This is a genomic window from Micromonospora taraxaci (assembly GCF_007830095.1).
GTDB lineage: Bacteria > Actinomycetota > Actinomycetes > Mycobacteriales > Micromonosporaceae > Micromonospora > Micromonospora taraxaci.
In genome coordinates, this window is sequence record NZ_VIWZ01000001.1 from 3,035,520 (window position 1) to 3,056,049 (window position 20,530).

The following is a 20,530-nucleotide window of genomic DNA, read 5'->3' on the forward strand; positions in this document are numbered from 1 at the left end:
AAGTCCAAACCTGGGGCTAGGGTTGGACCGGCAGTTGGGGGCGGATGCTGGTGACGGAGGTCTCATGACACGCGCGTTGACCCGCAAGGGCGAGGCGACCCGGGCGCGGATCGTCGCGGGCGCGGCCGCCGAGATCCGCGAGCGCGGCGTCGACGAGGTACGCCTCGAGGACGTGATGGCGCACACCGGCACCAGCAAGGGTCAACTCTTCCACTACTTCCCGGACGGGAAGGAGGAACTGCTGCTCGCGGTGGCCCAGCACGAGGCCGACCAGGTGCTCGTCGACCAGGAGCCGATGCTCAGCAACCTGACGTCCTGGCCGGCCTGGACGGCGTGGCGCGACCGGCTCATCGAGCGCTACCTCGCCCAGGGTGTGAAATGCCCGCTCAACGGTCTGCTCGGTCAGACCGGCCGGCGCGCGCCGGGGGCACAGGCGATCGTCACCGGGCTGATGTGGCGTTGGCAGGACAAGATCGCCGAGGGCGTGCGGCACATGCAGTCGACCGGCGACATCGCCCCCGAGGTGGACGCCGACCGCGCGGCGGCGGCGCTCCTGGCCGGCATCCAGGGCGGCGTACTGCTACTGCTCTCCACCGGAAAGATCGACCACCTCGAGGCGGCCCTCGACCTCACCATCGACTCGTTGCGGGCAAGCCGCCGAGATGATCGGAACCCGGGAGAAGCGCGGCCATGAATGACGACGACTACCGACCACCATTGGTGCTGTTGCACGGCCTGACGTACGACAAGCGACAGTGGGGCCCGGTCCGCCGCGAACTCGCGGCGATCGATCCTGACCGGCAGGTCCTCACCCTCGACCTGCCCGGTCACGGCGACTCACCCCGGCGGGCGTCCTACCGGATGGTCGAGGTCGCCGAGGTCGTGCACGCCCGGGTGACCGAGGCGGGCCTCGCCACGCCGATCGTGGTGGGGCATTCCGTCGGCGCGGTGGTCGCCACGACCTACGCGGCGCGCTATCCGGTACGTGGCGTGGTGAACCTGGACCAGATCCTGCTGCCCGGCCCGTTCGGTGTGGCCGTACGCCAGGCCGAGCCGACGCTGCGCGGCCCGGAGTGGCGGCGGGTGTGGGACGCCCAGTTGGCCAGCATGGGCATCGAGTCGTTGCCGGCCGAGGCGCGCGAGATCGTCGCCACCGCGACCGACCCCCGGCCGGACCTGCTGCTGGGCTACTGGGGCGAGATCCTGCACGGGTCCGACGAGGGCATCGCCGCCGAGCGGTTCCGCGACCTGCGGTCCATCGCCGAGCGGAAGATCCCTTACCGCTGGGTGACCTCGTCCGAGCCGCCGGCCCGCTACCTGGCCTGGCTGACCGAGGCCCTGCCGGAGGTCGACGTCACAGTGCTGCCCGGTAGCCACTTCCCGCACCTGGCGGAACCGGCGACGATCGCCCGGCTACTGGCGACCGGCTGAGAGGGGGACGGGAGGTGTCGGGGGGAACGACGACAGGGCTGTTGTGCGGCGGGGTCGTGCTCTTCGCCATGCTGCTGCTGACGATCATCGGCCTGCTGGGACGCCGCGCGCGGGCCGGCCGTCTGACGGGCCGATACACGTCGCGACCGGGCAACTCGTCGGACAACAGCTCGTCGAGCATGGGTGGAGGCTGAGCCAGGGCCGGAGACCGCCGAGTTACCCTTGCGGCCGAATTGCCGGAGATCGGAGCAGGCGTGGCAGGTGACGACGACATCTCCGGGTGAGAACCCGGACCGGCCGCCGACGGGCGCGTGATCGCGCCGCAGTCGCCGCGGCCCTCGTCGTCATGCCCTGCTCCCGCCGGGCCACCCGTGTGCGCCCGGATCTCCCATCCCCGAGGTCCCCATGTCTGTTCGACCAGCCCTCGTCGCCCATGAGCTGGTGCGCGTCCGCGGCACCCGTCGAGTGCTCGACGGCGTCTCCCTGACCGCCGCGCCCGGCCACCGGATCGGCCTGATCGGTGAGAACGGCACCGGCAAGACGACCCTCCTGCGGGTCCTTGCCGGCGTCGACGAACCCGACGCCGGCACCGTCACCCGCCCGCCGGATGTCGGTTTCCTGCACCAGGAGATGCCCTTCACCCCGTCTGCGCCCATCACCACGGTCCTCGATGACGCGCTCCGCGAAGCTCGATCGGACCTCGCCGAGTTGGACCGGATCGGCACCGCCCTCGCCGCTGCGCCGGAGGGCGCCGAGGACCACGACCGGCTGCTGGCCGCGTACGGCGAGGTTCTGGAACGGGCGCAGGACCGCGACGCCTGGGATGCCGACCGGCGTGCCCAGGCCGTGCTCGACGGCCTCGGCCTCGGCGCGATTCCCCACGACCGCACGCTCGCCGCACTCTCCGGTGGGCAACGTGGCCGCCTCGCCCTCGCGGCGATGCTGATCCGCCGGCCGGGCGCACTGCTGCTCGACGAGCCCACCAACCACCTCGACGACGCGGCGGCCGCGTTCTGCGAGGACCAACTGCGGGCCATGCCCGGGGTGATCGTCCTGGCCAGTCACGACCGCGCGTTCCTGGACGCGGTCTGCACCGACGTCGTCGACCTCGACCCGGCGGTCGACGGGCCGGTCCGGCACGGCGGCGGCTACACCGCCTACCTGACCGCCAAGCGGGCCGAGGCGCAACGCTGGCGCCGACGCTACGACGAGGAACAGGCGCAGCTCGCCGAACTGCGCGAGGCCGCCGCCGTGAACGGGCATCACGTCGCGCACGGGCGGGCTCCCCGCGACAGCGAGAAGATGGGGTACGGGCACACCGCCGGCCGGGTGCAGAATCAGATCTCCCGCCGGGTCCGGGATGCCGCCCGTCGCCTGGAGGTGTTGGAACGGCACCAGGTCGCCGCGCCACCGGAGCCGTTGCGCTTCCACCCGCCTGCGACTCCGCCTGCGTTCGCCCCTGGTGTCGGCGACGAGCCGATCGTCACGGTTCGGATGTTGGAGGTTTCGGTCGGCTGCGGGTGGACCACCTCGTCGTGACGGCAGGCGACCGACTCGTGGTCAGCGGTCCGAACGGTGCGGGAAAGTCGACGCTGCTCGCCGTCCTCGCCGGCCGGCTGCACGGCAGCGGAACCGTGCGACGACGGCCGGGTCTGCGCGTCGGGCTGCTCACCCAGGACACGGTCTTCGACCGTCCACGGCGGACAGCCCGGAGCGTCTACGCCGACGTCGTCGGGGCGGAGCGGGCCGAGACGGTGCCGCTGTCGTCGCTCGGGCTGCTCGCGTCGGCGGATCTCGATCGGCCTGTCGCCGACCTGTCGGTGGGACAGCGTCGCCGGCTCGCCCTCGCCGTACTCGTGGCCGACCCGCCGGAGCTGCTTCTGCTGGACGAGCCCACCAACCACCTCTCACCGACGCTCTGTGACGAGTTGGAGGAGGCCCTGAACACCGGCCCGGGTGCGGTCGTCGTGGCGAGCCACGACCGACGACTCCGCGCCCGCTGGCCCGGCCGAGAACTGACAGTGACCCCAACCCCGCCTCGGTGATCAAGAGCTTTGCGTCATCCCGCCCGGCGTGTCGTGACGCAAACCTCTTGATCACCGGGAGCTGAGGGGCGCGGGGCAGGTTTGCTGGTCCGGGGGGTTGGAAACGTTTTCGTAACGGGGGGTTGACCTCTCCGCCATTCGCGGAGCAGACTCCCCGGAAACGTTTACAGCTATCGGGTGGAGGTGCCGGACGTGGGTCGTAAACGTTTACAGGAACCGGCTGACGGCCGGCCCACGGTGCACACCGTTGCCGCCCGCGCCGGCGTGTCCATCGCGTCCGCCTCGCGGGTGCTCAACGGCGTCGGCGGCAGCCCCGAGACGATCCGCAAGGTCCGCGAGGCGGCGGCCGAGGTGGGCTACGTGCCCAACGCGATCGCCCGTTCGTTGCAGTCCCAGCGCACCGGCCTGATCGCGCTCGCGGTCGAGGACATCGGCAACCCGGTGTACGTGGAGATGATGCGCGCCATCGAAGCGGTGGTCGCGTCCTCTGGGCGGCAGCTGCTGGTGCACGCCACCGGCGGGCGGATCGACAACGAGACCGCCCTGCTGCGGCGGCTGGCCAACCGCTACGTGGACGGGATGATCGTCTCGCCGATCCGGGTCACCGACGATCACCTGACCGCGCTGGTGGACAGCCCGGTGCCGGTGGTGGTCGTCGGACAACTCGGCGCGGACGCCGCCGTGGACAACGTGCGTACCGACTCTCGGCAGGGTGTGGCGCTGGCCGTGGACCATCTCGTCGCCACCGGCCGGCGTCGAATCGGCTTCGTCAACGGTCCGCTCGACACCGTTCCCGGCGCCGCGCGCGACGCCGGATTCCGGGCCGCAGTGGCCCGACACGGCATCGCGCTCGACGAGGAACTGGTCGAGGTCGGCGACTTCCAGTACGCGGCCGGCCGGTCAGCCACCGAGCGGCTTCTCGCCCGCACCGACCCGGACGCGCTGGTGTGTGCCAACGACCTGATCGCTGTCGGTGCGCTGCACGCCCTGCTGGCCGCCGGTCGTCGGGTGCCGCAGGACGTCGCAGTGGTCGGCATGGACGACACCGAACTGGCCCGGATGATGTTCCCCCAGCTCTCCAGCGTCTCGCTCGGTTCGGCCGAGCGAGGTCGCCGCGCCGCCGAACTCCTCCTGCAACGCATCGCCGACGCGACCCTGCCGCCGCGCCGCGAGCAGGTGCCGCCGAGCCTCACCGTCCGCGCGTCCAGCGCAGCGACGCTGCCGGCACCCCGCTCCGCCGCACCGGACTCCCCACCGACCACCACCCACCCGTCCAGCGAAGGGGTGACCGCATGACCACCCTGACCGAACGGCCGGACGTCGAGCGGGCCGGACCGGCCCGCCGGCCGAACCGGTTCCGGTCCGACCGCACCACCATCTACCTCCTTCTCCTGCCGTCGCTGCTGCCGATCCTGGTGCTGTCGGTGTTTCCGCTGCTGCGCGGCATCTACCTCGGGTTCACCGACGCCCGGGCCGGGCGCAACGTCGAGGTCAGCTTCACCGGCCTCGCCAACTACCGGGAACTCCTGGGCGACGAACTGTTCTGGAACTCGTTCAAGATCGGCCTGCTCTGGGCGGTCGGGGTGACGGTCCTGCAGTTCCTGCTCGCCCTCGGGCTGGCCCTGCTGCTCAACCAGCAGTTGCGGTTCCGCGGCGTGGCCCGGGTGCTGGCCGTGGTGCCGTGGGCGATGCCTCCGGTCGTGGTCGGCATCCTCTGGAAGCTCGTCTACCACCCCGACGCCGGCCTGATCAACGAGTTCTTCCACCGCGTCGGCGCGGACGGGCTGCGGACCAACTGGCTCGGCGACTTCAGCACCGCGCTGCCTGCGGTGATCATCGTCGGGGTCTGGGCGGGCATGCCGCAGACCACTGTCGTCCTGCTCGCCGGTCTACAGGGCGTGGGTCGTGAGCTGCACGAGGCGGCGGCGGTGGACGGGGCGAGCACCTGGCACCGGTTCCGGCACGTCACGCTTCCCGCCCTGGCGCCGGTGATCGTGGCCATCACCTCGCTGGACTTCATCTGGAACTTCAACTCGTTCGGCCTGGTCTACGTACTGACCGCCGGCGGGCCGGGCGGCAAGACGATGCTGCCGATGCTCTTCGCCTACGAGGAGGCGTTCCGTTACGGCAACTACGGCTACGCCGCCGCGCTCGGCAACGTGATGGTCGTGCTCATCATCGCGCTGCTCGCCGTCTATCTCCGTCGTCGGCTCAGGGAGGCGAACTGACATGTTCGGAAAACCGAGCCGCACCAGCCGGACGTTGCAGTACCTGGCCCTCGCCGGCTACCTGATCTTCCTTGGGTTCCCGCTGGTCTGGTTGCTCTCCACGGCGTTCAAGCCGCCGCGTGAGCTGGTCCGGCTGCACCCGACGTTGATCCCGGACAACCCGACACTGCAGAACTTCGTCCAGGCCTTCACCGAGCAGGAGCTGGGCCGGGCAGCGCTCAACAGCCTCCAGGTCTCGCTCGCCTCGGCGGTGCTGACCGTGCTGGTCGCCATGCCGGCGTCGTACGCGCTGGCCCGGTTCCGCTCCAAGCTCGGCACCGCCGCGCTGGGCTGGGTGCTGTTGTCCCAGCTCTTCCCGTTCGTGCTGCTGATCATCCCGATCTTCCTGGTGCTGCGGCAGGTCGGCCTGGCCAACACGCACGCCGGACTGGTGCTCATCTACGTGGTCTGGGCGCTGCCGTTCGCGCTGTGGATGTTGCAGGGCTTCGTCCGCAACATCCCCCGCGAGTTGGAGGAGGCCGCCTCGGTCGACGGCGCGAGCCGGGTGCAGGTCCTGCGGCGGGTCGTCTTCCCGCTGCTCGCCCCGGGCCTGGTCGCGACCGCGCTGTTCTCCTTCATCTCGGCGTGGAATGAGTTCTTCTTCGCGCTGGTGCTGATCAAGACCCCGGAGTTGGCCACCCTGCCGGTGGCGTTGGCCCGGTTCGTCGGCATCGAGGGCACCGCCCGACTGGGGCCACTGGCCGCCGGTTCACTGCTCGCCACACTGCCCAGCCTGATCTTCTTCGCGTTCATGCAGCGCCGGCTCTCGTCCGGGTCGCTCGCGGGTGCGGTCAAGGGCTGAGGCGTCCCCCCAACCACCACCACCAAGGAGGTAACCCCCATGCTCCGTACCCGATTCCGTCGACTCGCGGCGGGCGCCGCGGTCGCGGTCGTCGGCCTCGGCGCGCTCACCGCGTGCGGTGCCGGCGGCGACGACGAGGCCAGCTCCGGCCCGGCCAAGCTGCGCTTCCTCAGCCTCGCCTGGCAGAAGGAGTCGCTCCAGGTCAACAAGGACCTGGTCGCCAAGTGGAACGCCGAACACCCGGACATCCAGGTCGAGTACGTCCAGGGTGACTGGAACTCGGTGCACGACCAGCTCCTCACGTCGTTCGAGGGGGGCGACGCGCCGGACATCGTGCACTACGAGGCGTCCTCGATCGGTGAGTTCAGCAAGCAGGGCTACCTGGCCGACCTGTCCGACCTGGTCTCCGACGACCTGAAGGGTCAGATCGACAAGGGCATCTGGGACACCGCGACCGTCGACGGCAAGGTCACCGGCGTGCCGTTCCTGCTGGAGTCGCAGGTCGTCATCGCCAACAAGAAGCTGCTGGACGCCGCCGGTGTCGCGGTGCCGCCGGCCGACGGCGGGTGGACCTGGGACGAGTTCCAGACCAACGCACAGAAGCTCACCAAGCCCGGCCAGTACGGCGCGGCGTGGGCGCTGAAGTCGCCGACCAACCGGGTGCTCAACCTGGCGCTCAACTACGACGGCACGTTCTTCTACGGCGACGGCCGGCGCGCCGAGGTCAAGGTCGGTGACGGGGAGAAGGAGATCCCGAAGCGGATCCACGACATGCTCTACACCGCCAAGTCGGCCTCCCCGGAGGCGCTCGGCATGAGCGGCGCGGACACCCTGCCCGGTTTCTTCGGCGGCAAGTACGCGATGCTGCCCGGCTCGGTGTCGCTGCGTCAGCAGATGGTCGAGCAGGCGCCGGCCGGCTTCGAGTGGGTCACGCTGCCGCCGCTCAAGGGACTCTCCGCCAAGCAGGCCGCCAACCCGCAGACGCTGTCGGTCTCCGCGGACAGCAAGCACAAGAAGCAGGCCGCGCAGTTCCTCGAGTACTTCCTGAACCCGACCAACATGGCCGCGTTGGCCAAGGGTGACTGGCTGGTGCCGACCGGCAAGCAGGCCAACGAGGAACTGGTCAAGCTGACCGCCGGCAAGCAGGGCTGGGACGTCGCGGCGGCCAGCGCCAAGGACCTGACCGTCGCCCCGTTCCAGCAGGCCGACGGCTACCCGGAGTGGAAGACCAAGTACGCCACCCCGGCTCTCCAGCAGTACTTCGCCAACAAGATCACCATCGATCAGCTCGGTACGCAGTTGGTCGACGGTGGCAAGCAGGTTTCGAGGTAACGACATGTCACTCTTGCTCGACACATCGGTCGGTTGCCTGGTCGGCGCCGCGGTCGGAGACGCCCTGGGTGGGGCCACCGAGACGGCGCTGCCGGAGCAGATCCGTGCGCGCTTCGGCGGCTGGGTCGAGGGCATCGTGCCCCCGTACCACGCCGACTGGGCCACCGCGCGACCGCTCGCTCCGTACCACAAGGGCGACGGGCACCTCACCGACGACACGTTGATGACCCACGCACTGGTCCGCGCGTACGCGGCCAAACGGGACCACCTCGACGCGTACGACGTGGTGGAGCTGTTGGTTCCCGACCTGATCGAGCGGGTGGTGTACATCCCCGACCTGGAGCGCGACGGGGTGACCTTCCACCGGCTCGCCGCTGCCGAGCGGTGGCTGGTCACCCGTCTGCACCACGCGCACGCCGACCCGCGTGAGGCCGGGGTCGGCAACATCGTGAACTGTGGCGCGGCCATGTACATGGCGCCGGTCGGCATCGTCAACGCGGGCGACCCGGCCGGGGCGTACGCCGAGGCGGTGGAGATCGCCGGTGCGCACCAGCACAGCTACGGGCGGGAGGCCGCCGCCGTCTTCGCGGCATCGGTCGCGGCGGCGGCGACCCCCGGCGCGGGCGTCGAGGACGTCGTCGCCGCAGCCCTGGACCTGGCCCGCGACGGCACCCGCGCGGCCATCGACGCGGTGGTCAAGGAGGCTCGCGGCCACAGCGACTGGAAGCAGGCCATTCCGGCGCTGCGGGCGGCGGTCGCCCCCTACGACACGGTGGGGGAGGAGTACCGCAGTCCCGGGCTGGGCGCGCGGCGGCCCAGCCGTCTGCACGCCATCGAGGAACTGCCGGTGGCCCTCGGCATGCTCGTGGTGGCCGGCGGTGACTTCCGGGCAGCGGTGCTCGGATCGGTCAACTACGGCCGGGACGCCGACTCGACAGCCACCATGGCCGCCGCCATCGCCGGGGCGCTGGGCGGCGCGGACGCGGTGCCGACGGAGTGGTCCGAGGTGGTCGCCACCGCGTCGAAGACCGACCTGGTGGAGCCGGCCCGGGTCCTCGCCGCGGTGGCCGGCGAGGTCTTCGAGCGCGACCAGGCCCGGTTCGCCCGGCGGGCCGACCGCTTCGCCGCGCTGGCGCAGGAGCCGACCCGGTGAGGATCACCTGGGTGCAGCCGGAGGACCTGCTGCCGCACGAGCTGGCGGCCAGCCGGGACGAGGGACGCGACGTCGCCGCGCTCGCCGCGCGCTGGACGGCGGCCGGCGGGGACCTCACCCCGTCGGTCAGCGGGGCGTCGCCGAACCCGGCGGCACCGGACCTGCGGGCGCTCGCGGTGGAGCTGCTGGACGCCGCCGACGCGCTGCCCACCGTCAACGCCGCCGACGAGCCGGACGACCTGGCCACGCTGCAAGCCGGCTGGCCGGCCGGTTGGTCGCTGCCGACCGAGGCGAGCTACGACCGGTTGCACGGCGCCTGGCTGGGTCGCGCGGCCGGCTGCCTGCTCGGCAAGCCGGTAGAGAAGATCCCGCGCCACGGGATTCGGGAGATCCTGGTCGCTACCGGCAGGTGGCCGCTGCGTGACTGGTTCACCGCGAAGGGACTCCCGGCCGACGTCGCCGCCCGCTGGCCGTGGAACCGGCGCAGCGCGCCGACCAGCCTCGCCGAGAACATCGACGGGATGCCCGAGGACGACGACCTGAACTACCCGCTGCTGGCCCTGCGGGTGCTGGAGACGCACGGTCGGGGTTTCACCAGCGCCGACGTGGCGCAGGCGTGGCTGGACTGGCTCCCCGGCGGACGGGTCTTCACCGCCGAGCGGGTCGCGTACCGCAACCTGCTCCTCGGGTACGCGCCGCCGCAGAGCGCCCGCCGGCACAACCCGTTCCGGGAGTGGATCGGCGCGCAGATCCGCACCGACGTGTACGGCTGGGTCAACCCCGGCCGGCCGGACCGCGCCGCCGAGCTGGCGTTGCGCGACGCTGCCGTCAGTCACGTCCGGGGCGGGGTGCACGGTGCGATCTGGGCCGCCGCGCTGGCCGCGGCAGCCCCGGTCGCGGACACCGTGGACGAGGTGCTGGACGCCGCCGAGGCGATCCTGCCGCCGCGCAGCCGGTTCGCGGCAACGGTCCGCGAGGCCCGCGCCCTCGGCGCGGGGACCGACGACTGGGAGGCCGTTGTCGACGAGCTGTACGCCCGGCACGGCCACCTGCACTGGGTGCACGTGCGCAACAACGCCGCGCTGGTGGCCGCCGCGCTGGCGTACGGCCGGGGGGATCTGGAGCGGTCCATCACCGCGGTGGTCAGCGGCGGCTGGGACACCGACTCGACCGGCGCGACCGTCGGTGCGGTGACCGGTGCCCTCACCGGCGCGTCCGGACTGCCGGCCCGCTGGGTGGCGCCGCTGCGCAACCGGCTGGCCAGCAGCATCGGTGGCTTCGACGGGATCGGCTTCGACGAGCTGGCCCAGCGGACCCTCGCCCTGGCGGAACAGGGTGGAACGGAAGGGAGCGTGGCATGAGCGCACGTGTGGCGGTGGTGGGCAGCAGCAACCTGGACCTGGTGGTCACGGCGTCGCGGCTGCCCCGCCCCGGCGAGACGGTGCTCGGCGAGAACTTCCGGACCGTGCCCGGCGGCAAGGGCGCCAACCAGGCGGTCGCCGCCGCACGGGCCGGGGCGGCCTGCGACTTCGTGGGTGCGGTCGGCGACGACGAGTTCGGTACGCAGCTGCGGACGAGCCTCGTCGGCGCGGGCGTGGACGTGCGGGGTCTGCGGACCGTCGCCGGCCCTTCCGGCGTGGCGCTGATCGGCGTGGACCGGGAGGCGGAGAACTTCATAGTGGTCGCGCCCGGGGCCAACGGCACGTTGACCGAGCTGGACGCCGACGACCGGGCCACGATCGCGGCGGCGGACGTGCTGCTGCTCCAACTGGAGGTGCCGCTGACCGCTGTGACCCAGGCGGCCGACTGGGCCCGGGCCGACGGCACCACAGTGGTGCTGAATGCCGCCCCGGCCGCGGCGCTGCCGACCGAACTGCTCGACCTGGTCGACGTGCTGGTGGTCAACGAACACGAGGCCGCCGTCGTGGCCGGGGTCTCCTCCGACGAACCACCGGTGCTGCTCGACGCGCTGCTGAAGCTGGTGCCCCGGGTGGTGCTGACCCTCGGCGCGCGCGGCGCCGCGTACGCCGACCGGCGCGGCCTGCGTCTCGCGGTCCCGGCGCCGGAGATCGACGCGGTCGACACCACAGCCTCGGGGGACGCGTTCACCGGCGCGCTCGCCGTGGGCTGGGCCGAGCGCGGCGGCGCCGTCAGCGAGGACACCGTCACGGCGAGCCTGCGCTGGGCCTGTGCCGCCGGCGCGGCCTGCGCTCAGCGGCCCGGGGCGTCCACCGCCCTGCCCGACCGGCCGGTCATCGACGCCCTCTACGACGCGACCTATCGAGGTGCCCAGTGAGCTTCAACCCGTACGTCCCGCGCCCGATCGACAGGCCCACCGAGGTGCCGTTGGGCGGGCACGCCGACCTGAGCACCCTGGACGAGGCGAAGATTTTCGCCGCGCCGGGCGACCCGGCGGACTGGCCGGCCTGGCGGGAGCAGATCACCCGCTGGCGGGCCGACGCCCGGGACCGGATCGGCTACGTCGGCGAGCACTATGACGAGATCACCGGCGACTGCTTCAGCGTCTGCCTGGCCTGGCTCTGGGACGAGGCGCTCTACGACCACGAGCGCGGCGTCTTCACCGTCGACGGGTTCCTCGACGCGGCCGGCCGGGACTTCGGGGGCTTCGACGGGGTGGTGCTCTGGCACGCGTACCCGGTTATCGGCCTGGACGACCGTAACCAGTTCGACTGGTACCGGGACGTGCCGGAGCTGGCCGACGTGGTGCGCGCGTTCCAGGAACGCGGGGTGCGGGTCTTCGTCGACTACAACCCGTGGGACACCGGCACCCGCCGTGAGACGGGCACCGACGCCGAGGAGGTCGCCGAGCTGGCCGGCAAGCTCGGCGTCGACGGGGTCTTCCTGGACACCCTCAAGGAGGGCGCCGGGGAGCTGCGCGCCGCGCTGGACGCGGTCCGCCCCGGCATGATCCTGGAGGGCGAGAGCCGGGTTCCGTTGGCCCGCATCGCCGACCACGCGATGTCCTGGGCGCAGTGGTTCGCCGACTCCGAGGTGCCCGGTGTGCTGCGGGCCAAGTGGTTCGAGCGGCGGCACGTGCTGCACCACACCCGGCGCTGGCACCGCGACCACCTGGACGAGCTGCACTCCGCCTGGCTCAACGGCGTGGGCGTACTGGTCTGGGAGAGCGTCTTCGGTGTCTGGGTCGGCTGGAACGAGCGGGACCGCGCGGTGCTGCGGGCGATGCGCCGGGTGCAGAGCAGCCACGCCGCGTGGTTGCGCGCCGAGGACTGGGTGCCGCTCGCCGACCACCCCGGCCAGGGCCAGGTGTACGCGTCCCGCTGGACGCACGACGACCGGCCCCTGTGGACAGTGGTGAACCGGGGCGCGGACCACGACGGCCCGTGGCTGGTCGTCGACCCGAGCGCCGGGCGACGTTTCGTCGATCTGGTCACCGGTGTTGAGCTGACAGTCACCGAGACCGCCGACGGTCGACTCGCGGTGGGCGGTCCACTCCCGGCCGGCGCGATCGCGGCCGTCGCGGCCGGCACCGCTGCCGCGTACCAGCACGAGCCGCCGACCGGCGACCCGGCCTTCCCGGCCCGCGAGGCGGTACGCGTCCGCACCCCGTGGGCACCCCGGTTGCAGGTGCCGTCGGGCATGGTCGCCGTCGAGGGCGGCCGACGGGACCTCGTCGTCCGGCACCGGGTGCGGGAGACCGGGCTGTACGGCGAGGCGCCCTACGTCGACGAGTGGAAGCCGTTGCCGCCCCGACTGCACCACCCGGGCACGATGCGGCGCAGCGTGAAGCTCGGCCGCTTTGCCATCGCCGTCCGCGAGGTCACCCACTCCGAGTACGCCGAGTTCCTGCGCGCCAGCGGCTACCGCCCGGTGCGCCCCGAACGGTTCACGGCGGGCAGCGGACCGGCCGACGCCCCGGTGACCGGTGTGGAGTTGTCCGACGCGCGCGCGTACGCGGAGTGGGCCGGGCTGCGGCTGCCCACCGAAGACGAGTGGCAGGTCGCCGCCGAGGCGGGGCTGCTCGTACGGCGGGAGCCGTTGGTGTGGAACCTGACCGACAGCGAGCACTCAGACGGCCGTACCCGGTTCGCCATCCTCAAGGGTGGTGCCGCCTACCGGGCGGAGGGCTCCGACTGGTACCTCGACGGCGGCCCGCAACCGGCGGACGTCTCGGTGAAGTTGCTGCTCACCGGCGCCGGTCTCACCCGCTCCGACCAGGTCGGTTTCCGCTGCGCGGCCGACCTTCCCGAGACGACGGAGGTGAACCGGTGACCGCACCGCTGGACGGCGTCAAGGTCGTCGACCTGGCCACCCTGTTCGCCGGCCCACTCGCGGCGGCGTTCCTCGGTGACTTCGGCGCCGACGTGATCAAGGTGGAGCACCCGGTCAAGCCGGACCCGTCCCGGGGACACGGGCCGGCCCGCGACGGTGTGGGGCTCTGGTGGAAGGTCCTCGGCCGCAACAAGCGCACCGTGACCCTCAACCTGTCCGACCCGGACGGTGCCGCGTTGCTGCTCCGGCTGCTCGCCGACGCCGACGTGCTGGTGGAGAACTTCCGCCCCGGCACCCTGGAGCGGTGGGGGCTCGGCCCGGCCGAGCTGCACGCCGTCAACCCCCGGCTGGTGGTCACCCGGATCAGCGGCTTCGGGCAGGTCGGCCCGTACGCCCGCCGGCCCGGGTTCGGCACGCTCGCCGAGGCGATGAGCGGCTTCGCGGCGGCCACCGGGGAACCGGACGGCCCACCCACCCTGCCGCCCTTCGGGCTGGCCGACTCGGTCACCGCGCTCGCCGCCGCGTACGCGGTGATGCTGGCCCTGCGGGCCCGGGACGTCACCGGCACCGGGCAGGTCGTGGACCTCGCCATCATCGAGCCGATCATGGCGATGCTCGGGCCGCAGATCACCTGGTACGACCAGATCGGCTACGTCCAGCCCCGGCTGGGCAACCGGTCCAACAACAACGCCCCGCGCAACACCTACCGGTGCGCGGACGGGCGTTGGGTGGCGGTCTCCACCAGCGCGCAGAGCATCGCCGAACGGGTGCTGCGGCTGGTGGGCCGACGCGAGCTGGTCGACGAGCCGTGGTTCGCCACCGGCAGCGGCCGGGCCGCGCACGCCGACGAGTTGGACGCCGCGGTGAGCGCCTGGGTCGCACAACGGGACCGCGACGAGGTGGTGGCCGCGTTCGAGGAGGCGCAGGCGGCGGTAGCGCCCGTCTACGACGTACGGGACATCCTCGCCGACCCGCAGTACGCGGCACTCGGCACCGTCCGCACCGTGCCGGACGAGGAGTTGGGCGAGGTACGGATGCAGAACGTGCCGTTCCGGCTCACCGAGACACCGGGCGAGATCCGGCACGCCGGACGGCGGCACGGTCAGGACACCGACACGGTGTTCGGGGCGCTCGGCCTGACCGGCGAGGAGTTGGCGGCGCTACGCGAACGGGGCGTGCTCTGATGCTGCTGAGCTGGCTCTACGTGCCCGGTGACCGCCCGGACCGGTTCGCCAAGGCGGTCGCCTCGGGCGCCGACGCGGTCATCCTCGACCTGGAGGACGCCGTGGTCGCCGGGCGCAAGGCGTACGCCCGCGACGCCGTCGCCGAGTTCCTCGCCGACACGCACCCGGTGCCGGTGCAGGTCCGGGTCAACGAGCTGACCGGCCCGGACGTCGACGCCGACCTGACGGCGGTGACCAGCCGGCCCGGGTTGAACGGGCTACGGCTGCCGAAGGTCGAGTCGGCCGCGACGGTGACAGCCCTCGGGGAGCGGGTCAACGTACCCCTGCACCCGCTGATCGAGTCGGCAGTCGGGCTGGAGTCCGCGTACCCCATCGCCGCAGCCCACCCCGCGGTGGTCTCGATCGGCCTCGGTGAGGCCGACCTGCGCTCCGACCTCGGGGTGAGTGACGACGACGGCCTGCTCTGGGCGCGCGGCCGGGTGGTGGTCGCGGCCCGCGCGGCCGGCCTGACCCCACCGGCGATGGCGGTGTACGCCGACGTGGTGGACCTCGACGGTCTGGCCGCGTCGTGCGCGGTCGGGCGACGGCTCGGGTTCCTCGGCCGCACGGCGATCCACCCGCGCCAGCTCCCGGTGATCGTCGAGGCGTTCCGTCCGGCCGAGCAGGAGGTGGCCCGCGCCGCCGAACTGCTGGCCGCGGTGGCGGACGCGGAATTGCGGGACTCGGGGACCGTGGTCCTGCCCGACGGCCGGTTCGCGGACCGGGCGATGGTGGCCGCCGCCCAGCGTGTCGTCGACCTGGCCGCGCGCTACAGCGCCTGAGGGTCACCGGCCGGAGGTCACCGAGCGGGCGCGTTGGCCGGTGGTGCGGCCGACGTCGGCCGATCGAGCCGGTCGAGCCGCGCGAGGGCGGCGTTGCCGTCCCGGACCACCGCCCCGGCCATCGCCGTGGTCGCCGGGTGGGCCCCGGCGTGCTGCTCCGCGCCGGCGATCCGGGCCGCCTGCGCGAGGTGCGCGCGTAGGTGCCCGGCGAGCAGCCGGTGGAATGGCGACCCGGTGGACGCCCGCAGCGCGGTCACCTGCTCGGCGGTGACCATGCCCGGCATGTCGTGACCCTCGTGCGGGTTGGTCGTCGGCGCACCGGCAACTGCCAACAGCCGGCGGGCCCGGTCCAGGTCGGCGCGCTCGGTGGCCTCGACCTGGGCGGCCAGACGTCGCCAGGCCGGGTCCGTGGTCCGCGCCGGCACGAGTTCGAGTACGGGCAGCAGGCGTTCGGCCATCGCCACCGTCAACTGGAGCCAGGCGACGTCGGTGGGGCTGAACGACCCCGGCGTACCCGTCGGTGCCGGCGCGACAGTCGGTGGCCGGGCCGGTGCCAGGTCGACCGCCGGTGGCTCGGTCGGTGCGATGCTGGTCGGGTCGCGGGGCTGCCCGGCACCGCAGCCGGCGACGAGCAGGACGGCGACGAGCACTGTAGATGCTGCTGATCGGCGCATCCGACCTCCTTCCCGCCAGGGCGGCGGGCCCGTGTGACACGGGCCCGCCGTCGTGGTGTGCACCTGTCGCTCAGATCGGTCGGCCGTCGTGACCGCACTTGATGACGGGACGGATGCAGTCCTGGACCCGGCGGGCCATCTCCGCCACCGGCCAGGCGTTGAAGAAGTCGCCGTGCATCGTGTAACCCGGCCCGGACGCCAGCCGGAACCGCGACGGGTCACCGGTGACCGGGTACCGCAGCACCTGCCGCAACTTCGGCACGTGCACCGGGTGGGTGCTCGGGCAGGCCTGGTTCACCGGGTACGCCAGGTGGCTCTTGTGGTCCGCCGAGTCAAGGTCCCGGCCGTTCCAACACTGCGGGAAGTCCAGGTACGACTCCAGCATCGTGCCGGACGGGCAGTTCACGAAGTCCTTCGACGGCGGCACGTGCCCGGCGTGCAGGCACGACCAACGGGCGATGCTGTCGTTCGGCCCGGTGGCCTTCGCGTTGCCGGCGACCAGCCGCAGCCCCAGCGGAAACGGCTGGGTGTTCGCGACGACGTCGGAGCGTACGCCCTCGCCCAGGTAGTAGAACGTGGCGATCGCCGGCTCCACCGGCACGTTGTCCCGGTACAGCGTCGGCACCCAGTAGGACGAGACGTCCACTCGCGGGTTGCAGGTGGTGGGGGAGTTGACCAGGTCGGGGAGTGTGGTCCGGGCATTGGTCACCGTGCTGCCGAAGAAGCTGTGCATGTGCGATGCCCCGGGTAGCCCGGGGAAGATGATCGGGTCGTCCGGCAGCCGGTGGCTGTAGGTGCAGTCGGCGGGGAACTCGGCGACCCGGATGACGTTGGTGCCGAAGTCGCCATTGGCCCGGTCGGGTGCGGCGTCGGCCCGGTCGGCTCTGGTCGGCGCGGCGTCGGCCTGGCCGGTGGCGGACACCAGGTACGTGCCGAGTAGCACCAGCAGGGCGCCGATCGCCGTGACGATGCGCAGGCGGCGGTGGGTGCCGGATAGGGGTGCGGCCCTGTCCATCTCGTGACTCCTGTCGGGGGGACGGGTCAGGGTCGGCTCCGACGCCGCCGCCGAAGACGTCGGGGATAGCCCTGGCCAGTTGTGGTGGCGGCCGGTTCCGGCCGATGCGAGAGAGCGCTCTCAGCACCCACAAGCCTCGCCGCAATGTCGAAACTTGTCAATACGTTGCGCAGTTGGTGGAAAACGACGACGAAGGGGCCGGGCCCCGTGGTGGGGTCCGGCCCTTCGTCGTTCGTGTGCTGTGTGGTTTAGCTGGTGGCGTAGCCGCGGGTGGCGATCCAGTCGGCGAGGTGCTCGACGGTGATCTGGTAGGAGGCCTGGTTGGGGTCGGCGGAGTCGGCGATGGTGACGGTGTTGCCGTTGTCGCGGTAGCCGACCACGCTGATGTAGTGCCCACCCTCATAGGAGTGGCTCACTCCGTCGGTGTCGGTGCTGGTGCCGGCGATGTTCGCCACCACAGCCCGGCCGTCGTCGACAGTCTTGACGATGTCGGCGCGCAGCTGATCGGTCTGCTTGGCATCAGCGTCGGGGTTACGGATCTCCACCGACCGGTAGGCGTCGTTCTTACCGGTCTCCTTGTTCAGCACCGGGGTGATGTCGTTGATCGAGTTCGTACCGGCCTCGGTGGTGCCCATCTCCTTGGCCATCTCGTCCACGTTGATGTCCTTACCCTGCACACTCAGGGCGTTACGGGTCGCTGCGGGACCGCAGTAGTAAAAGTTCGGCTGCGCCTCGTAACGCACACCCAACTCCCGCTCACCATGACCCTTACGGTCGGTCTGGGTTTGCGTGGTCGGCTTGGCGGTGCTCGGGGCAGCGAACGCGGTCGTCACGGGGCCGGCGATGGCACCACCGGTGAACGCCAGACCAGCAGCGGTCAGAGCAGTCTTACGAATCAGATCGGTACGCATGATGGCGTGCTCCTCTGCTTCATCGGGGGATGCCGCACGACTCACGGGGGACGGCCATGCGGGAACGTTCAGTGCCCGGCGACCCCGGTAAGGGGCCGGCGTCGGGACGAGGTGTAACCGTGCGGGGTGGCGGATCATTCCGCCGGGCTCCCGGCCTGTTGTGCTTCGGGGATGTAACCGGGGCGGGCTGGCCGGTGTTCCCGGCGGCTGCCGCTCACCACGGCCCAGCGTCGCGGCCGTGCCAGGTATAACGACCCCGGGCCGGCCCGGATTCCGCCGCCCGGGTGACCCCAGCCACCCGGACAAACCTCGCATAGTGGGCGATCATCCCGGCCGGCGACGATACACCCGCCTTGATCCACTCGGGTTCGGCGATATCGCGGTATCCGAGTGCCGGGGATACCCCGACTTCGGCGAAGTGGAGTGGATCAAGCCGGTAGGGCGCGCGGTATCGCACGATCTGCGCCCACCATCACGCGGAATCACCGCCACCCGCGACGGGAGCCGGGCGCACGCGACCGCTTGCTCGACGATCTCGCACTATCCCCGAAACTGCTGCCTCGTGGCGCCGTGAGGCAGCACCTTCCCCGAAGTTGCGCGAATCTTGGCCGGGGCCCGGCCCCGGCGCGGCAGGGGCGCCCTGCGGCGGGCCCCTGACGTGCTGGTGGGGCAGCCCGCGACATCTCGGACTGCCCCACCAGGGTGCGTAAGCGACGGGATCAGAAGCCGAGGACGCTCCGCCCGCCGACGACCGGTAGCCGCAGTTCGCTGTCGTTCGGCGCGACCCGCAGTTCGGTGCCGCCCAACGGCAGCAGCGTGTACTCCTGGTCGCTGGAGAAGACGACCACGCCGATCCGGTGCCCGGCCGGGAAGACGTAGTCCTTCGGCTCCATGGTCCACCGGTAGTCGTACATTTTGCCCTGCTTGACCGGCTCGGTGCGCGCGTCGCTCTTGCGGTTCTGCGGGTCCATCCAGCCCCGGGTCACCACTGTCGGCGCGGCGGTCGAGCCGGCCGGGCCGTAGTCGACCAGGTACGCGGTGAGGTTCGCGTCCGGCTTGTTGTCGATCGCCATCCGCAGTCGCATCTCCGGACGCCCGGAGATGCGTACGCTCTGCGTCAGCTCGGGGGAGCGGTACGCGAGCCGGTTCGCGCTCGCCGTGTCTGGGTTGGACACCAGGGTGTCCGGGTGGATGGTCCGGCCCTCGTCGACGAAGCTCTGCTCGATCTTGGCCTTCGGGGGCTTGCCGGTGGTGAGGGCGCCTGGGGCGGTGGCGTCCGTGGCGGCGAACCGCAGCCCCACCTCACGGGCGGCGGGGTCGGGCCAGTTGGCGTACGTGGTGTAGGCCCGGTCCTCGCGCTGAAGCACCGCGGTCGGCTCGTCCATGATGCCGTTGCGCACGTTCCACAGCCAGAAGTCGAACCAGCGGTTCTCGGTCTGCTTGTAGGTCCACGTCTGGCCGCTCGGCAGGGTCACCGAGGCGCTGCTGCCCGGGCCGCCGTGTCCGCCCTGGTGCAGCCAGATCTTGCGGGGTACGTCGCGCTTGGCGAGCTGGTCCCACCAGCCGGCGAAGTGCTCGGTCTTCACGTTCCAGTCGTTGAGGCCGTGCACGACGAAGACGCTGGCCTTGACGTTGCGGGCGTCGAGGTAGTCGCGGTCCTGCCAGAACGTCGAGTAGTCGCCGGTGATCCGGTCCTGCTCCTCGGTGATCTTCGCGAGTTCGTCGGCGCACTGCCCTTCGGCGCGTGCCTGGCCGGCGGTGTACTGGGCCAGGATGTCGAGGTCCTCGCCCTGGAACGTGCCGGGTGCGACCACCAGCCCGTTGGCCCGGTAGTAGTCGTACCAGCTGCTGATCGCGGAGACCGGCACGATGGTCTTGAGCCCCTTGACGCCAGTGGTGGCCACCTGGTTGGGCAGCGTCCCGTTGTAGGAGACGCCGGTCATGCCGACCGCGCCGGTGGTCCAGCCGGCGGTGACCGGGGCGCCGTTGGCGTCGTACCCCTTGGCCCGGCCGTTGAGCCAGTCGATGACCGCCTTGGTGCCCAGTGTCTCGGCCTGGTCGCCGCTGGTCGGGCAGCCGTCCGAGTCGCCGGTGCCGACGCTCTGACCGAGCACCACCGCGTACCCGCGTGGCACGTAGTAGTCGTCCAGCGAGCCGGGCAGGTTGGCCTTGGCCTGGGCCCGTTGCATGCCGGCGTCGAGCGCCCGGCGGCCGGAGCGGTCGGTCAGACCGTTCTGCGGCAGGTCGTCGACGAGCACGCTCGGGTACGGCACGTCGCCCCAGGTGCCCTTGCGGTACGGGCTGTGCTCGAAGATGACCGGCACCTTGAAGCCGGTGGTGGCGGTCTCGCGGGGCCGGGAGATGTCGATCGCGACCCGGTCGAGCCGGCCGTCGTGGTCGGTGTCCACCGGGGTCTGGACGAACACCCGCTCCTCGATCGCGTCGGCGAGCGAGAACACCGGTTGGGTCATGCCGTCGCTGACCACGATGCCGGTGGGCGTGGTGGCGGCGGGCGGTGCAGCCGTTGCGGTGGGGGCTGCGCTGAGCACCAGGGCGCCGGACACACCGACGCTCAGGAGCGCTAGATGACGGGGTCGACGCACGCGCGTCTCCCTTCGGTTGGGCTGGTTGCCGGGGTCGGCAC

17 protein-coding genes and 1 pseudogene are annotated in these 20,530 nt (G+C 71.8%); 14 read left to right on the forward strand and 4 right to left on the reverse strand.

The window, feature by feature from the left end; genetic code table 11:
* Nucleotides 1–64 precede the first annotated feature (64 nt).
* The 14 genes and pseudogenes from FHU34_RS14035 (at nt 65) to FHU34_RS14100 (ending at nt 15,286) form a co-directional block, all read left to right on the forward strand.
* Nucleotides 65–694: a TetR/AcrR family transcriptional regulator gene (locus FHU34_RS14035; RefSeq protein WP_145780513.1), complete on the forward strand. Its 630-nt coding sequence runs from the start codon at nt 65–67 to the stop codon at nt 692–694.
* Entirely contained in the window at nt 691–1,431 is a 741-nt protein-coding gene (locus tag FHU34_RS14040) for an alpha/beta fold hydrolase (RefSeq protein ID WP_145780515.1), read from the forward strand. Before FHU34_RS14035 ends, FHU34_RS14040 begins: the two co-directional genes overlap by 4 nt.
* A 14-nt stretch (nt 1,432–1,445) precedes the next feature.
* A complete protein-coding gene (locus tag FHU34_RS14045; protein ID WP_145780516.1) occupies nt 1,446–1,625 on the forward strand; it encodes a hypothetical protein in 180 nt (59 codons plus the stop codon).
* A 211-nt stretch (nt 1,626–1,836) separates the two neighbouring features.
* Nucleotides 1,837–3,476 (forward strand): annotated as a pseudogene (locus FHU34_RS14050) (ABC-F family ATP-binding cassette domain-containing protein).
* A 192-nt stretch (nt 3,477–3,668) separates the two neighbouring features.
* Nucleotides 3,669–4,772 (forward strand): LacI family DNA-binding transcriptional regulator, encoded by a 1,104-nt coding sequence (locus FHU34_RS14055; RefSeq protein ID WP_244311668.1) that lies wholly within the window; start codon nt 3,669–3,671, stop codon nt 4,770–4,772.
* Nucleotides 4,769–5,704: a carbohydrate ABC transporter permease gene (locus FHU34_RS14060; protein WP_145780518.1), complete on the forward strand. Its 936-nt coding sequence runs from the start codon at nt 4,769–4,771 to the stop codon at nt 5,702–5,704. Before FHU34_RS14055 ends, FHU34_RS14060 begins: the two co-directional genes overlap by 4 nt.
* A 1-nt stretch (nt 5,705) precedes the next feature.
* A complete protein-coding gene (locus tag FHU34_RS14065) occupies nt 5,706–6,545 on the forward strand; it encodes a carbohydrate ABC transporter permease (protein ID WP_088989072.1) in 840 nt (279 codons plus the stop codon).
* Between the two features lie 39 nt (nt 6,546–6,584).
* Complete coding sequence (locus FHU34_RS14070; protein WP_145780521.1) at nt 6,585–7,877, forward strand: ABC transporter substrate-binding protein; 1,293 nt, start codon at nt 6,585–6,587, stop codon at nt 7,875–7,877.
* A gap of 4 nt (nt 7,878–7,881) precedes the next feature.
* Nucleotides 7,882–9,030 (forward strand): ADP-ribosylglycohydrolase family protein, encoded by a 1,149-nt coding sequence (locus FHU34_RS14075; RefSeq protein ID WP_145780523.1) that lies wholly within the window; start codon nt 7,882–7,884, stop codon nt 9,028–9,030.
* Nucleotides 9,027–10,391 carry an ADP-ribosylglycohydrolase family protein gene (locus FHU34_RS14080; protein ID WP_145780525.1) on the forward strand — a complete coding sequence of 455 codons (1,365 nt, stop codon included), beginning with the start codon at nt 9,027–9,029 and terminating at the stop codon, nt 10,389–10,391. Before FHU34_RS14075 ends, FHU34_RS14080 begins: the two co-directional genes overlap by 4 nt.
* On the forward strand, nt 10,388–11,326 hold the full coding sequence (locus FHU34_RS14085) for a ribokinase (protein WP_145780527.1): 939 nt from the start codon (nt 10,388–10,390) through the stop codon (nt 11,324–11,326). The genes FHU34_RS14080 and FHU34_RS14085 overlap by 4 nt, the downstream gene beginning before the upstream one ends.
* Nucleotides 11,323–13,281, forward strand: coding sequence for an SUMF1/EgtB/PvdO family nonheme iron enzyme (locus FHU34_RS33665; RefSeq protein ID WP_145780529.1), 1,959 nt, complete (start codon nt 11,323–11,325; stop codon nt 13,279–13,281). The genes FHU34_RS14085 and FHU34_RS33665 overlap by 4 nt, the downstream gene beginning before the upstream one ends.
* Nucleotides 13,278–14,465 (forward strand): CaiB/BaiF CoA transferase family protein, encoded by a 1,188-nt coding sequence (locus FHU34_RS14095; RefSeq protein WP_145780531.1) that lies wholly within the window; start codon nt 13,278–13,280, stop codon nt 14,463–14,465. Before FHU34_RS33665 ends, FHU34_RS14095 begins: the two co-directional genes overlap by 4 nt.
* Complete coding sequence (locus tag FHU34_RS14100) at nt 14,465–15,286, forward strand: HpcH/HpaI aldolase/citrate lyase family protein (RefSeq protein WP_145780533.1); 822 nt, start codon at nt 14,465–14,467, stop codon at nt 15,284–15,286. Before FHU34_RS14095 ends, FHU34_RS14100 begins: the two co-directional genes overlap by 1 nt.
* Nucleotides 15,287–15,303: 17 nt before the next feature.
* Here the strand turns inward: FHU34_RS14100 and FHU34_RS14105 are convergent, their stop codons facing one another.
* From FHU34_RS14105 to FHU34_RS14120, 4 genes are all read right to left on the reverse strand, one after another.
* Nucleotides 15,304–15,960, reverse strand: coding sequence for a DUF305 domain-containing protein (locus FHU34_RS14105; protein ID WP_145780535.1), 657 nt, complete (start codon nt 15,958–15,960; stop codon nt 15,304–15,306).
* Nucleotides 15,961–16,030: 70 nt separating this feature from the next.
* The gene (locus FHU34_RS14110) at nt 16,031–16,975 is read right to left on the reverse strand and encodes a DUF1996 domain-containing protein (protein WP_145780538.1); all 945 of its coding nucleotides are present in this window, start codon (nt 16,973–16,975) and stop codon (nt 16,031–16,033) included.
* A 248-nt stretch (nt 16,976–17,223) separates the two neighbouring features.
* Nucleotides 17,224–17,886, reverse strand: a complete 663-nt coding sequence (locus FHU34_RS14115; protein WP_145780540.1) for a C39 family peptidase — start codon at nt 17,884–17,886, stop codon at nt 17,224–17,226.
* A gap of 719 nt (nt 17,887–18,605) precedes the next feature.
* Nucleotides 18,606–20,489 carry a Xaa-Pro dipeptidyl-peptidase gene (locus tag FHU34_RS14120; protein ID WP_145780542.1) on the reverse strand — a complete coding sequence of 628 codons (1,884 nt, stop codon included), beginning with the start codon at nt 20,487–20,489 and terminating at the stop codon, nt 18,606–18,608.
* Nucleotides 20,490–20,530: the final 41 nt, after the last annotated feature.